Here is a 14,313-nt window from a genome sequence, read left to right on the forward strand (position 1 = left end):
CCACCTCCCCGCCTGGGCCGACCCCGGGCCCCGCCTGCCCCCTCACCCGCAGTCGACCCTCACCACCCCTCGAAGGAGACAACCATGCCCGTCCTCGGACTCCAGCTCATGATGCTCAAGGAGCAGATCAACGAGAAAGGGATGTACGAGGTGCTGCGCCAGGTGCGCGAGCTCGACATCGACGCCGTCGAGGTCTCCCAGGTGGAGATGACCGACGAGCTGATCGACGACCTGGTGCGCGGCAAGGCCGACTTCGGCGTCGAGACCGCCGCGATGAGCGTCTCGATCGCCCCCGGGGGCAACGGGTTCGCGCTCGAGACCGAGTTCGACCGCGCCGTCGAGGCCTGCAGGAGGACCGGCTCGCGCTTCCTGCGGATCGGCATGATGCCGCACCTGGCGATGACCTCGAAGGAGGCCTGCGAGGAGTGGGCCGCCTCGGTGGAGCCGTACGCCGCTCGCCTCGCCGAGCAGGGCATCACGCTGTGCTATCACAACCACCACGTGGACCTGATCCAGTTCGACGGCGAGCGCATCTTCGACATCGTGCGCCGGGTCGCCCCCTCGCTGCTGTTCGAGGTGGATCTGCACTGGGTCCAGCGCGGCGGGATGGCGCCGCTGGACATGCTGGAGGCCTACTCCGGGGTCTGCAAGCTCATCCACGTCAAGGACTTCCGCATCGCCCCGGTGTCCCTGGAGACCTACCGGAAGGCCGAGGCGAAGGAGATCGCGTGGGCGGAGTTCCAGGCGGAGTTCCTGTCCCTCACCCAGTTCGCCGAGGTGGGCCAGGGCAACATGAACTGGCCCGCGCTGCTGCCGGCGGCGGAGAAGGCCGGCGCCGAATACTTCCTCATCGAGCAGGACGACACCTACGGCCGCGACCCGATCGACTGCATCCGTGACTCCCGGGAGTACCTGAGGTCCATCGGATACTGACCACGTCGGCCGGCGCTCAGCGGGGCCTGGGCGGCTCGCCCGGTGGCGCCGAACAGCTCCCACAGGCACCATCTCCGTTACCGTTTCGTGACACTGCCCACGGAAGGCGGATTCCTGAACGAACTGTGAACGGCCGTGCACCGCGATCTCGGATCCAGGGCGTACCGTCGCCCGCTCCACCGATCTCAGGAGGCACTGTGAAGATTCCGAGCCACCGGGCGCTCCGGCGCACGCTCGCCGCCCTCACGCTCACGACGGCGCTCGCGCTGACGGGTTGCAGCGGTGACCAGGCCGCCCCCACGGGCGGCAGCGACCAGGGCGGCCAGGCACCCGCTGCCAGCGACGGCGGGGGCTCGCCCCTGGCCGGCGGTCAGAACGGGGAGCAGCCGCAGCTGCCCGAAGCCGATGTCTCCGACGTCCCGGACGTCGTCGCCGAGGTCAACGGCGAGAAGATCACCAAGGACGAGTTCGTCTCCGTGTACGAGGGGCAGTTCCAGCAGGCCGCGATGCAGCAGCAGAGCACCGGCCAGGAGGTGGACCAGACGGAGCTGAAGCAGCAGGTCGCGAACCAGCTGGTGGACAACCGCCTGCTGCTCCAGGGCGCGAACGAGGCCGGGATCGAGCCGAGCGAGAAGGACATCGACGCGACCCTCGAGGAGATCGCGAAGCAGAACGGTCTGGGCTCGGGCGACGAAGTGGTCTCGGCGCTCGAGGAGCAGGGCATGAGCGAGGAGGAGGTCCGCAAGGAGGCCGCCTCGCAGTTCACGCTGACCGCCTTCATCGAGCAGGAGGCCGATATCCAGCCACCCAGCGACGAGGAGCTGAAGACGCAGTACGACCAGCTGGTCGAGCAGCAGTCCCAGTCCGGCGGTCAGCAGACCGAGGTGCCCCCCTTCGAGGACGTCAAGGACCAGCTGGCCCAGCAGGCGACCAGCCAGCAGCAGAACGAGGCCGCGACCACGATCGCCGCCGAGCTCCGCGAGGCCGGTGACGTGACCATCAACCTCTGAGCCGGATCACGTAGGGTCCGGGGCATGATCCTCATCAACGTGAAGTTCCCGGTGAAGCCCGAGTTCGCCGACCAGTGGCCCGAGCTCTCGCGCGAGTTCACCGAGACGACCCTGGCCGAGCCCGGCAACCTGTGGTTCGAGTGGTCGCGCAGCGTGGAGGAGCCGAACACCTATGTGCTCATCGAAGCTTTCACCGATGAGGGTGCCGGACCGCACGTGAACTCGCCGCACTTCAAGAAGATGCAGGAGGAGTTCCCGCAGTACCTCTCGGCGACCCCGCAGATCATCTCCCACCAGATCGACAGCGAGGGCTGGGGCCCGATGGGGGAGATCACCGTCGAGTGACCTCGACGCCGGAGGTGCGGTGCCGGGTCTAGGAGGCGCGGACCTCGAGGATCCCGTGCGCTCCACGCTCCGCGTCGCGGAGCACATGGGACATGAACGGGTAGTGGCCCGGCTCGGGCGGGATCAGCTCGACGAATCCGCCCTGCGCCGGCAGCAGGCCGAGCGCCTGGGAGCCGTCACCGGAGGCCGTCTCCACGAGATAGCGGCCCTCGCTCCACACGGTGTCGAACTGGGTGCCGATCACGTGGAAGCTCAGGGGCCGCTCGGGCCCGGCGTCGAGCACCCAGAACCTCACCCGCTCCCCCGCGACGGCCTGCAGCGGGGCGTGGACGTACTGCGCCGCATAGCCGTTGAGCACCACCAGGTCCGGTTCTCCCGCGGCGAGCGCATCACCGTCGAGCTCCTGACCCTGGGCACCGAGGTAATACTCGCCCTGGATCAGCACGTAGCTGCGGTCCACGGCGGGGAGGTCCTCCGGTTCGATGATCACCGCGCCGTACATCCCGGCCGCCACGTGGGCGGAGACCGGAGCGGTCCCGCAGTGGTACATCCAGATCCCCGCCCGTTCGGCGGTGAAGGTGTACGTCAGCGATTCGCCCGGCGCGATCGTGCGCATGGGCCCGTCGGGGGCGAGCTCGCCGGCGTGGAAGTCGATCGAGTGGCCGATGGTGCCGTCGTTGACCAGGGTCACCTCGAACACGTCCCCGACCCGGCCGTGCAGCACCGGCCCGGGGGCAGTACCGCCGAAGATCCACAGCTGCTGGGTGATGCCGGGGGCGACCTCCGCCTCCTGCTCGGCGACCTCGAGCGTGACCTTCCGGGTCACAGGACCGTTGCTCGGCGGCAGCGGCGGCAGCTCCGCGTCGTACGGGGTGAAGCCCGCTCCGGGATCGGCGGCGAGGTCGATCGCGGGCTTCTCGACGGGACCCTGCCCCCCTGCGCCGTGGGCATGCTCGGCGGGGTCGCCCTCCGCGCCGGCGACGGCCGGGGGTTCATCCGGGTCGCCGCCGGTGGTGACGATGCTCAGCACCATCCCCTGCTGGCGGTGCCCGGCGATCCCGCACCAGGCGTCGAGGTCACCGGTGACCACGCCGACGTCGAGGGTCTCGCTCTGGCCGGGGGCGAGGCGTGCGGTGCGGGTGCCGTTCTCGACGACCAGGTCGTGGGTCATCGCCGCATCGGTGTTCGTCAGCTCGATGATCAGGTGCGTGCCGGCCGGCACCTCGATGCGGTCGGGGGTGAAGCGGAGATCCGCGGCGGTCACCGCGACCGTCTGCACCGGCGCCGGCTCTTCGGTCGCGGCGGGTCCAGTGGCGATCTCCGGAGCCTGGGGTGCGCCGCCCCAGATGAGGGGGTCGACGGTGCCGATCGTGAGGATCGCGAGGGTGGCCAGCAGCAGGGCGCCGACGGCGGCGCCGGCACGTCGTCCTCCGAAGCGGGATGCTCCCACGGCCGTGGGAACTGCAGGCGGCGCGGGCGCAGAGAGGGCACCGGGAGCGGCCTCTGCCACGGGAGCTGCGGGCAACGGGCTCGGCGCCGCCTGCGGAGTGCGGGCGGCATGCGCCAGTGGCGCGGTGCGCGGTGTCGGGCGGGTCGGTGCGCGCGTGGGGCCGAGCAGCGCGCTGCCCAGCGCCGTGGCGAGGAATGCGAGCAGCGCGAGCACTCCGAGGACGCCGCCGAGCTGCCAGGCCGGACCCCAGCCGAGGGCGTCCCCGAGCCCGAGCCGCACTGCGAGGCTGAGCTGCAGCAGCCCCAGCGGCACCCAGAACGCGCTGCGGTAGGGCAGGTCGATCCGCAGCACGGCAGGCAGGATCGTGGTCGCGTGCGCCATGATCATCGAGATCGTGAAGCCGAGGAACACGGCGTGGGCGACGGCGTCGTAGGCGCCGCCCTGCGGGGTGCCGCCCAGCAGCAGCACGGCGCTGGCGATGGCGAGCCATCCGTAGCCGCACAGGATCGCTGCGGCCATGAACCGGGTCGCGCCGCGGGTGCGCAGGGTACGGCGTGCGATGTCATGGGGGATCAGCCAGAGCAGCAGGGCGCCCAGCGCGGCACCGAGCAGGATCGCGCCCGCCTCCGGGAACACCACCCCGACCAGCAGCGCCGCTACCACCCCGGCCGCGTGCACCAGCACCCGGACGCCGGCACCGGCGCCGAGCGTGATCCGGGCGAGCTCGACGCGTTCGGCGGCGATGGTGAGCACCACGAAGCCGATCAGCCAGGGCAGCACCTCAGCGAAGTCCGCTCCCCCGGCCCAGCGGATCGCGCCACCGCAGGCCAGTCCCGCCGCGAGCAGCTCGGTGAGCACGGCCTCGTCGTACTGGCGCCGCCACAGCGGCAGATAGAGGAGGGTGAACGCGGCGGTCCCGGCGACCAGCAGGATCTTGCCCACGCTCAGCGGCACCGGGTCAGCGATCAGCGCGATCGCGCCGAGGCCCAGCAGTGCCGGGGCCAGGAAGCCGTACCAGCGGGCCAGGGCGGTCGCGCGCTCCAGCGCGATCAGGGTGCCGACGAAGCCGAGCACCAGCAGCATCCCGTGCACCACCGGCAGTCGGTCGGTGCTCACCGGAGCGGGCAGGCCGATCAGCAGCAGCGCGGCATCGAGACCGGCCAGCAGGGCGATCCCGGCCGGGAGCATCCAGCCCAGGCGCCAGGACGGCGGCCGACGGCGCGGCGGGGCGGAGCCGCTCATCCTGCGTCCCGCAGGCGCAGATGGCACTGCCCGGGGGCAGCGAAGGGGAGCAGCTCGACCTCGGGCCGCGCCTCCTCGAGGCCCGGGGCGTCCTCGAGGAGGCCGGCGAGCAGGCCGCGGTGCACGGAGCAGACCACCTCGGTGTGACGGCTCGCGGCCTCCAGCAGCGGGCAGCGGTGCAGCACGATCTGCTCGCCGTCGTCCACGGGGTCGAAGCCCTGCGCGGCCATGGCGTCGGTGACCACATCGCGGGCCGTGGCGGGCGGGGAGGTCTCGGGGAGGTCTGCGGCCAGCTGCGCACCCCAGCCGCGGCCGGCCTCATGGGCGGTGGCGGCGGGGTCGGTGCTGGTGCGGGCGATGGTCCCGGCCAGCACGCCGGCGAGCGCGGCATAGGGCGAGGCGGGACCGTACCGGGTGGGACGCCAGAGCCAGGCGGGGCGACCGCGCCCGTCAGCGCTGGCGCGGGCGCGGGTGACGTGCCCGTCGGCCAGCAGCTGATCCAGGTGGCCCCGCACGGTGTTCTCGTGCAGCCCGGTAGCCCGGCCGATCGCGGCGACCGAGACCGGGGAGCGCTGCGCCTCGACCGTGCGCAGCACCTGTTCGCGCGCCCCGGAATGGCGGCGGCCTGCGGCGCTCCGACGCGGCGGCAGGCCGTTCTGCGCGGCGGGACCTGTGCGAAAGTTTTCCACGGGATCAAAGGTAATATATTCGGCAGACCCGATCCGCCACGATCGTCCCGGGAGGACGACAGACAGGAGCCGACATGGCAGACATCCAGATCCAGAGCTCACGCGAGGATGCCGTCGACCAGAAGCCGTCCCAGCAGGGGTGCGCCTGCGGCGAGCATGACGAATCGCTGCCCGAGCTCGACGTGCAGACGATCCCCCACGCGATCCGTCACGCCTCGATCTTCGGGGCGATCGAGTCGCTGGTTCCCGGGGGCGGCATGGTCATCTCGGCCACCCACGACCCGGTGCCGCTGCTGATGCAGCTGCAGGCCAAGCATGGGGACGCCTACGCGAGCGAGTACCTCGACCAGGGCCCCGAGCGCTGGCGCATCCTGATCCGCCGCACCGCCTGAGCACTGCGCACGGCGGGACCGGAGAGGCGGCGCCGACGGGCCGGCGCGACGGAGCTGGGTCGGCGAGGCGGCTCAGTGCTGCTCGTGCCGACCCAGCGTCGTGACCGGGGTCGCACCCGGCCGTTCCCACTGAGGCAGGGGCCTGCTGGTCCCTCCCCCGGTGGGAACGCCCTCGGCATCGGTGCGCCAGCTCCAGCAGGCGTGGCGCCCGGCGGGCCAGTCGGCCGGGACCTCCTCCCAGTCCTCACCACGCCCGTAGGGCGTCATGTTCAGCAGGCCCATCGAGAAGTTCACCCGCTCGTTGCCGCGCCCGGTGGTGCGGTAGGTGAGGAAGACCCGGTCCCCGTCGCGCAGGAAGCTCACGAGGGATCCCATGTCGCCGCCGATCGGGGCGGGGGCCTCCCGCACCGAGTACCAGGGCACGCGGCGGTAGCCCATGAATGCGGTGAAGGGGTGGACCTCCTCCCAGGGACCGGTGGTGAGGATCGCCAGCGAGACCCCGTGGGCGTGCAGGTAGGTCGCATCATGCAAGTGCCAGGCGGTGGTGGTGCAGCCCTCGCACTGCCCCTGGTGCGGGGCGCCGTCGTGCCACATGTGCTGGTAGACCACGAGCTGGTCGCGCCCCTCGAACAGGGACAGGAACGGCACAGGACCGACGGGGCCGGTCACCGGCGTGCTCCCGTCGACCTCCACCATCGGCAGCCGGCGTCTCGCGGCGGCGATCGCATCGCCTTCGCGGGTGTGCGCCTTCTCCCGCACCAGCAGCTGGTCGCGGGCGGTCTGCCAGATCCCCAGGTCGACCACGGGCGGGTATCCGGCCGGGTTCGTCGGCGCTGTGCTCATCGGTGATCGCTCCTCCGGGTGCCGCCGCGGCGGGCGCCGGGGCGTGCTCCACCACCCAAGCACGCCCGCCCTCCACCGTCCAGGGCCGTTGCATGCGGGCAGGACGGGGTGCCGCTTCACCGCCTCGGGCCGGGGCGGCGACCCCGGTCACCGATCTCAGGTGCCGCGCAGTCCGCGTACCAGCGTGACCAGCAGACCGGCGAAGACCGCGGCCCACGCGCACACGGCGACCACCAGCCCGGCCACCCCGATCCCCTCCACCAGCGGCAGATGCTCGACATGGCCCAGCCGCAGCGAGGCGACGGCGAACATGCCCAGCGGGAACACCATCGACCACAGCGAGGGGACGTAGCGCAGCGGGACCCGGTGGATCAGGTGGCGCCACAGGCCCGCCCCGAACAGCAGGGGGTACTGCCACAGGGCGAAACACCAGAAGAGCACCACCGTCCCACCGATCAGCCCGCGCGCCGCGTCGACCATCGGCACCGGTTCCATGGCGTAGATGCCGGCCCCGGCGACGACGGCGATCGCCAGCGCTCCCATCGCCACCCAGTAGGTGGGTTCGAACTGCTGCGGCGTGATCCCGAAGTGCACGATCCGCAGGATCACCAGCACCGCGATCCCCACATAGAGGATCGTCCCCACGGACCAGGACAGCACCGTCAGCAGCCCCAGCACGGAGGCGAAGGCGGGTGAGGCCGGCTCCAGGCCGGACAGGCCCACGGCCAGGGACTGCGAGGCGACCGACCAGACGAACCAGCTGCCGTTGGTGCGGGCCAGGATCGGCTCGCCGTCACGGGTCATCAGCACCTGCCAGGGCAGCACATACCCCAGCACGATCCAGATCGCGGCGCCGATCCCGAGCAGCACCACGGACGCCATGCCGAGGCCCTCCGCCTGCAGGCCGACGGCCAGCACGCTGCAGGCGGCGACGACCGTGAAGTACCCGAAGGCGCTCTCGGGGTTCCTCGCATCGCTGCGCATCCGCTCCCGGTGACGGAGCCACCGCGCGATGTACAGGACGGCCAGCACCGCAGCGGCGAGCACCCCGAGGACCAGCAGTGCCCGCGCCACGCCCTCGGCTCCTGCGGTGCGCAGCCCGACCGACACGATCCCGGTGGCCATCACCAGCGCGAAATAGCCCGGAGCAAGCCCCGCGAGCGCTGTATCGGCGCGTGCGGCGAGCGTCGAAGAGGTCGTGGTCGAGGAGGGCACAGCCCTATTGTGCGACGAATACGGTGACCCGGGACATCGAGACATGCATCCCACCACTCAGACCTTGCACCCAGTGCAATTTGCCGCCTAATCTCGAGCGCGGCGGCATCGGCCGCCCGACCAGCGGGGAAGCGGCCCGGCGAGGACCGAGACGGAGAGGACCCCACCATGGGCCACACCGACGACGAGACCCCCGGGGCGAGCGGCCGCGCACAGCCGGCGGTGAACCCCATCCTGGTGATGGCGGTCCTGCTCGCAGGCGCGTTCGTCATCATCCTCAATCAGACCCTGCTGAACACGGCCCTGCCGGCGTTCATGGTGGATTTCGGCATCACCGCGAACACCGCCCAGTGGGTGACCACGCTGTTCATGCTGGTCAACGGCATCATGATCCCAGCAACGGCGTTCCTGATCCAGAAGTTCACCACCCGGGCGATGTTCTTCGCAGCGATGGGCATCTTCACGGTGGGGACGATCATCTGTGCGATCGCACCGGTCTATGCGGTGCTGCTGCTCGGCCGGGTGGTGCAGGCCGCCGCCGGCGGCATGATCATGCCGCTGATGCAGACGATCCTGTTCGCGATCTTCCCCATCCATAAGCGCGGCACCGCCATGGGCACCTTCGGCCTGGTGATCTCCTTCGCGCCTGCGATCGGGCCGACCCTGTCCGGGTTCATCGTGGACAACTGGTCATGGCGCTGGCTGTTCGTCATGATGCTGCCGATCGCCGTGGGCGCTCTGGTCTTCGCCCATCTCACGCTGAAGAACGTCACCGAGCAGACGAACCCGCGCCTGGACACGCTCTCGCTGATCCTGTCCACCTTCGCCTTCGGCGGGCTGCTGTTCGGCTTCAGCAATGCGGGCAACGTGGGGTGGGGCAGTCTGCAAGTGATCGTCCCGCTGATCGTGGGCGTGCTGGCTCTGATCTGGTTCGTGCGCCGCCAGCTGCACCTCAAGGAGCCGCTGCTGGAGCTGCGGGTGCTGGCCAACCGTATGTTCGCACTCGGCACGGTGCTGGGCATGCTGGTGTTCATGGCGATGGTCGGGGGGATGCTGATGATCCCGCTGTACATGCAGAACATGAGTGATTTCACCGCGATGGAGTCCGGACTGGTGCTGCTGCCGGGCGCAGTGATCATGGGGGTCATGTCCCCGGTGACCGGCCGGATCTTCGACCGCTTCGGGGCCTCGGCGCTCGCGATCATCGGTTTCGCCCTCCTGGCGGCCACCAGCTTCATGCTGGCCCGGCTGAGCGTGGATACGACCTTCGCGTACATCGCGATCGTCAACGCGGTGCGGATGCTGGGCACCGCGATGGTGATGATGCCGGTGACCACGGCGGCGCTGAACCAGCTCCCGCAGCGGATGATCCCGCACGGCGCGGCGGTGAACAACACGATGCGCCAGGTCGCCGCGTCCGTGGGCACCGGGGTGTTGGTGACGGTGATGACCGCCGCAGCGAGGGACCCTGAGGAGTTCGGCATGGCGGGTGCGATCCACGGCGTGAACGTGGCGTTCATCGTCGCCGGCGGGATCGCCGTGGCGGGCCTGATCGGCTCCTGCTTCCTGCGCGGTTCGCGACCGCAGCAGCCGGAGTCCGTGCCGCTGCCCGAGGAGTAGAACCCGGTCATCGAGGTCGTCGGCCCCGCACGTTCACTCGCGGCTCTGGTGCGGTGTCGCGCCGAGTCCATAGACTGACCGTCGTGACCACGCTCACGGAGGCGCTGACGGAGGACCGCCTGGCCTCCGTGCTCGCGATCGCCCGGGACCAGCTGGCCACCCTGCAGGTGGCAGATCTCGCCGAACTCGTCGGGTACAGCCCCTTCCACTTCTCTCGCATGTTCCGCGCCCACGTGGGGCTCGGCCCCGGCGCCTACCTGAGCGCCCTGCGCATCGATGCCGCCAAGCGGATGCTGCTGGAGGGCTCGGACCCGGTGATCGATGTGGCCACCGCTGTGGGTTTCGAGTCCCTCTCGAGTTTCAGCCGCCGCTTCCGCAGCACCGTCGGAGTGGCGCCCGGACAGCTGCGCCGGCTCGCTGATCGGATCAGCGACCGGCCCCCCACACCGTTCGCACTGCTGCGCCCACACCCCTGGGGCGTGCGCGTCCACCTCGACCTGCCTCGCGAACTGGACCGGCGCGAGGACGCCTCGGTGTGGGTGGGCTGGTATCCGCACCCCGCGCCGATCGGGCTGCCGCACTCGGGCGCACTGGTCTCAGGTGTCCCGCACACGGATCTGCCGCTGTGCGAGGGCGCCCCGTATCTGCTGGGCTTCGCGGTCCCCGCGCACGCCGACCCATGGGACCAGCTGGCCCCCGACGCACCGCTGGTCGCCCTGCACCCCGTGCCGCTGATCGCAGCCGGCGAGGTGACGCTGCACTTCAGCACCGAGGCGGCTCGCGGGGGCGTCCCGCTGCTCACTGCGCTGCCGAGCCTCTGCCGCAGCTGAGCGGTTCCCTGCGAACGGTGCGAGGACCGGGGCCGTCGAAGTGCGCAGGATCGGACACTCCCCGCCCCGCCCGGGCGAGGAGGATGAGAGCACCATCCGGCCCGTGGGCCGCCCACCCCAGGAGGACTCATGAACAGAACCACCGGAACCAGCACCTGGACCGACCTGTCCGTCCAGGACCTCGACGCCGCCAAGGCCTTCTACTCAGGAGTCTTCGGCTGGACCTTCGACGATCTCGGCGAGGAGTTCGCCCACTACGCGATGATCACCAACAGCGACGGCGCCTACGTGGGCGGGGCGATGTCTGTGGCCGGGATGACGACGCCCGACGGGAAGCCCCTGCTCACCGGCTGGGACACCTATCTCGCCGTCGACGACGTGGAGGCGCGCCTCGCCGCAGCCCTCGAGAAGGGGGCTACGGCGCTGTCCTCGATCATGGACGTCGGCACCGATGGCCGGAACGTGATGCTGCAGGATCCCACCGGTGCCTCCGTCGGGATGTGGCAGGCCAAGGAGTTCGAGGGCTACGAGTTCACCGGGAAGCCCGGCTCCCCGGTGTGGTTCGAGCTGATGACCCATGACTTCGATACCGCCTCCGCGTTCTACGGCGCCGTGTTCGATGCCCAGTTCGTGCCGATGGGAGAGCCGATGGACGACGACTCCTTCCGCTACGTCACCAACGGCCCCGCGGAGACCGCGAGCTGGGGGCTGTGCGATGCCAGCGGCGCGATGCCGGCCGAGGCCACCGGTTGGCGCCACTACCTCGCTGTCGACTCCACCGCAGCCGCGATCGAGCGCATCGAGGAGCACGGCGGGCGAGTGCTGGACGGCCCGATCGACTCCCCCTTCGGCCGGATCACCACGATCGCAGATCCCGAGGGCGCCACCTTCCAGATCAGCGCGATGAGCGAGGCCGTCCCGGAGGGGTGAGGGGCGCTGCAGGGGCGGCATCCCACGCGGACGAGAAGTCCCCTCGGAGCCCGATGCCACAACTGTCAGACACGTGTCGCATTCTGTGAGTGTGTGCGCATGCCCTGCATGTGGCCCACGCTCATCGTCCTCGCAGGTGGACCCGATCGGCCCGGCGAGGGATCGGCACTGCTGGCAAGGGACCCCATGCTCCTCACCCCCGATATGACCGACGCCTTCGGCGACTGGATCGCGCTGGACCGAATCCGGCGTGCTCTCTTCGCCGCCCGGCCGGAGCTCGACGATTCCCTGGTCCCCGACGAGGTGCGACCGCTGCTGCTGGTCCTACGACCTGGTGGCGGCGCGCTGCTCGTCGCGCGGTCCGCCGAAGATGCCAGCGAGCAATGGATCGTCGGCATTCCACGACAGCCCGCTCCGGTGCTCCATGAGGTCGGCTCCCCTGACGAGGTCGTAAGGATCGTGCTGGATGCTCTCGAGCTGTCGAGCTCGCCCGCGCCGAGGAGCACCGCCACCGACGATCAGGGGTGAGGCTCACAGTGCCTTCAGGTGCGCAGGCATGTGACATCGTGCGGCGGTCATGGGTTCCGGACCTCCACCCCCGGCCGCTCGCGGCCTACAGTGAAAGCCATGCTGACTGACACCGCGCTCCGAGAGGCGTTCTCGCACTTCCCCCAGGGAGTCGTCCTGGTGGCAGCGGAGGTGGACGGCGTCCGCCAGGGCCTGGTCGCCTCGACCTTCACCGTCGGCGTCTCCCTGGATCCGCCCTTGGTCTCCGTGGCGGTGCAGCACAGCTCGCGCACCTGGCCCCTCCTGCGCGCGCAGGAGCATCTGGGAGTGACGATGCTGGGGCCCGCGCAGCTGCCGGTGGCCCGTCAGCTCGCCTCGACGGATCGTGCCCGTCGCTTCGACGGGGTCGAGGTGAGCGTCGATCCGCAGGGCGCCCTGCTCGTGAAGGACGCCCCGGCGTGGATGACGGTGCGCATCTACGACCAGATGCGGGCCGGCGACCACGACCTGGTGCTGCTCGAGGTGCTGTCGATCGGCAGCGATCCCGGGGCCGAGGCCGTGGTGTTCCACCGCAGCCGGTACAAAGAGCTGGCCGGTGAGGGGCAGAACACGCCTCACGCGGTCACGCGCGGCTCCCGGTCGTGATCCGTCCGGCGCTGCTCCCGTTCTTCTACGATGCTCACATCACGTTCCCACCCAAAGCATCGAACCCCTAGGTCGCGACCGCTCACTCCACGCCTCCACGGGCCCCCGGCCGGTGGGGCACGAGCCGGCTGGGACCCTCATCTCGAAGGAGCGGCATGACCGACACCACCGCCACCCTGTTCATCGACGGAGAGTGGGTCGCCTCGTCCTCCGGCGAGACCCGGGCAGTGCACTGCCCGGCCGACCAGAGCGAGGTCGGGGTGGTCTCCGAGGCCACCCCGGAGGACGTCGAGCGTGCTGTCCTCGCGGCCCGTCAGGCCTTCGAGGCCCGTGTCTGGGCCGACCGGCCCGCTGCGGAGCGCGGCGACTTCCTGCTGCGGGTCGCTGATGCTCTGCAGGAGCGCAGGGCGGAGTTCGCCCGCGCCGAGGCCTTCGACACCGGCAAGCGCCTGGTCGAGGCCGAGGGCGATATGGACGACATCACCGCCTGCTTCCGCTACTTCGGCAAGATCGCCGGCCAGCATCCGGGCCGACTGATCGATGCCGGCGACGAGCGCGTGATCTCCCGTGTGGTCCACGAACCGATCGGGGTGTGCGGCATGATCACGCCCTGGAACTTCCCACTGCTGCAGGCCTCGTGGAAGATCGCGCCGGCCCTGGCCGCGGGCAACTCCTTCATCATCAAACCCGCCGAGCTCACCCCCCACACCACCATCTTGATCATCGACGTGCTGGACCGGCTGGGCCTGCCCGCCGGGGTCGCGAACCTGGTCCTCGGGGACGGCGCCGTGGTCGGTGCGCCGCTGTCCTCCCACCCGGAGATCGACCTGGTCTCCTTCACCGGTGGCCTGGTCACCGGCCGGAAGATCGCGGAGGCAGCCGCGCAGGGCATCAAGCAGGTCGCCCTCGAACTGGGCGGGAAGAACCCCAACCTCATCTTCGCCGACGCCGATTACGAGGCCGCGCTCGACAACGCGCTGAACGCCGGTTTCATGGATTCCGGCCTGCTGTGCTCTGCGGGCACGCGCCTGATCGTGCAGGAGTCCATCGCCGAACGATTCGTCGATGACCTGGTGGCCCGGGCCGAGGGCATCGTCATGGGCGGCCCCTTGGATGAGCAGGCGGAGACCGGCCCGCTGATCTCGAAGGAGCATCGCGACAAGGTCACCGACTACGTGCAGCGCGGCATCGCCGCCGGTGCCCGGCTGCGCACCGGAGGTCACTGGGGCGGCCCCGAGCACGAGCAGGGGTTCTTCTTCGCCCCGACCGTGCTGGACCGGTGCGCCGTGGACAACCCCGCCGTGGTCGAGGAGGGCTTCGGCCCGGTGATCACCGTGGAGACCTTCTCCACCGAGGAGGAGGCGATCGCGATCGCCAACCACACCGAGTACGGCCTGGCCGGCGGCGTATGGACCTCGAACTCCGGGACCGCGAACCGGGTCTCGCGGCGACTGCGCCACGGCACCATCTGGATCAACGACTACCACCCCTACCTGCCGCAGGCGGAGTGGGGCGGCTTCAAGATGTCGGGCGTCGGCCGCGAGCTCGGCCCCACCGGGCTCGAGGAGTACACCGAGGCCAAGCACATCTTCGAGAACACCGAGCCGGCCGTGACCGGCTGGTTCCCGCGCAAGGACTGATCTCCGCGCCCTCCCGGGCCTC

The 14,313-nt window shown here is 70.5% G+C and carries 14 protein-coding genes; 10 read left to right on the forward strand and 4 right to left on the reverse strand.

Annotated elements, in window-relative coordinates; genetic code table 11:
* Positions 1-84: 84 nt before the first annotated feature.
* From CFK39_RS03570 to CFK39_RS03580, 3 genes are all read left to right on the forward strand, one after another.
* Positions 85-933 carry a sugar phosphate isomerase/epimerase family protein gene (locus CFK39_RS03570; protein WP_089064302.1) on the forward strand — a complete coding sequence of 283 codons (849 nt, stop codon included), beginning with the start codon at positions 85-87 and terminating at the stop codon, positions 931-933.
* Positions 934-1,130: 197 nt separating this feature from the next.
* A complete protein-coding gene (locus tag CFK39_RS03575) occupies positions 1,131-1,943 on the forward strand; it encodes a SurA N-terminal domain-containing protein (protein WP_089064303.1) in 813 nt (270 codons plus the stop codon).
* A gap of 24 nt (positions 1,944-1,967) precedes the next feature.
* Positions 1,968-2,288, forward strand: coding sequence for a putative quinol monooxygenase (locus CFK39_RS03580; RefSeq protein WP_089064304.1), 321 nt, complete (start codon positions 1,968-1,970; stop codon positions 2,286-2,288).
* Between the two features lie 28 nt (positions 2,289-2,316).
* Here the strand turns inward: CFK39_RS03580 and CFK39_RS16520 are convergent, their stop codons facing one another.
* Positions 2,317-4,980, reverse strand: a complete 2,664-nt coding sequence (locus tag CFK39_RS16520) for a cupredoxin domain-containing protein (protein ID WP_089064305.1) — start codon at positions 4,978-4,980, stop codon at positions 2,317-2,319.
* The gene (locus tag CFK39_RS03590; protein ID WP_089064306.1) at positions 4,977-5,669 is read right to left on the reverse strand and encodes a helix-turn-helix transcriptional regulator; all 693 of its coding nucleotides are present in this window, start codon (positions 5,667-5,669) and stop codon (positions 4,977-4,979) included. The genes CFK39_RS16520 and CFK39_RS03590 overlap by 4 nt, the downstream gene beginning before the upstream one ends.
* Before the next feature lie 74 nt (positions 5,670-5,743).
* Between CFK39_RS03590 and CFK39_RS03595 the strand changes: the two genes are divergently transcribed.
* Positions 5,744-6,061 carry a DUF2249 domain-containing protein gene (locus CFK39_RS03595; protein WP_089064307.1) on the forward strand — a complete coding sequence of 106 codons (318 nt, stop codon included), beginning with the start codon at positions 5,744-5,746 and terminating at the stop codon, positions 6,059-6,061.
* A 72-nt stretch (positions 6,062-6,133) separates the two neighbouring features.
* On the opposite strand, the gene CFK39_RS03600 is transcribed toward CFK39_RS03595, so the two are convergent.
* A complete protein-coding gene (locus tag CFK39_RS03600) occupies positions 6,134-6,904 on the reverse strand; it encodes a DUF899 family protein (RefSeq protein ID WP_089064308.1) in 771 nt (256 codons plus the stop codon).
* A gap of 156 nt (positions 6,905-7,060) precedes the next feature.
* Positions 7,061-8,119 (reverse strand): tellurite resistance/C4-dicarboxylate transporter family protein, encoded by a 1,059-nt coding sequence (locus tag CFK39_RS03605; RefSeq protein WP_089064309.1) that lies wholly within the window; start codon positions 8,117-8,119, stop codon positions 7,061-7,063.
* A gap of 168 nt (positions 8,120-8,287) precedes the next feature.
* On the opposite strand from CFK39_RS03605, the gene CFK39_RS03610 reads away from it, so the two are divergent.
* From CFK39_RS03610 to CFK39_RS03635, 6 genes are all read left to right on the forward strand, one after another.
* Positions 8,288-9,739, forward strand: coding sequence for an MDR family MFS transporter (locus CFK39_RS03610; RefSeq protein ID WP_089064310.1), 1,452 nt, complete (start codon positions 8,288-8,290; stop codon positions 9,737-9,739).
* Between the two features lie 83 nt (positions 9,740-9,822).
* Positions 9,823-10,569 carry a helix-turn-helix transcriptional regulator gene (locus tag CFK39_RS03615; protein WP_089064311.1) on the forward strand — a complete coding sequence of 249 codons (747 nt, stop codon included), beginning with the start codon at positions 9,823-9,825 and terminating at the stop codon, positions 10,567-10,569.
* Between the two features lie 129 nt (positions 10,570-10,698).
* Positions 10,699-11,499 (forward strand): VOC family protein, encoded by an 801-nt coding sequence (locus tag CFK39_RS03620; RefSeq protein ID WP_089064312.1) that lies wholly within the window; start codon positions 10,699-10,701, stop codon positions 11,497-11,499.
* A 186-nt stretch (positions 11,500-11,685) separates the two neighbouring features.
* Complete coding sequence (locus CFK39_RS03625; protein WP_089064313.1) at positions 11,686-12,027, forward strand: hypothetical protein; 342 nt, start codon at positions 11,686-11,688, stop codon at positions 12,025-12,027.
* Positions 12,028-12,126: 99 nt separating this feature from the next.
* Positions 12,127-12,651, forward strand: a complete 525-nt coding sequence (locus tag CFK39_RS03630) for a flavin reductase family protein (protein ID WP_089064314.1) — start codon at positions 12,127-12,129, stop codon at positions 12,649-12,651.
* Between the two features lie 155 nt (positions 12,652-12,806).
* Positions 12,807-14,291, forward strand: a complete 1,485-nt coding sequence (locus CFK39_RS03635) for an aldehyde dehydrogenase family protein (protein WP_089064315.1) — start codon at positions 12,807-12,809, stop codon at positions 14,289-14,291.
* The last annotated feature ends 22 nt before the right edge of the window (positions 14,292-14,313 follow it).

It is taken from the genome of Brachybacterium avium (assembly GCF_002216795.1).
Lineage (GTDB): Bacteria > Actinomycetota > Actinomycetes > Actinomycetales > Dermabacteraceae > Brachybacterium > Brachybacterium avium.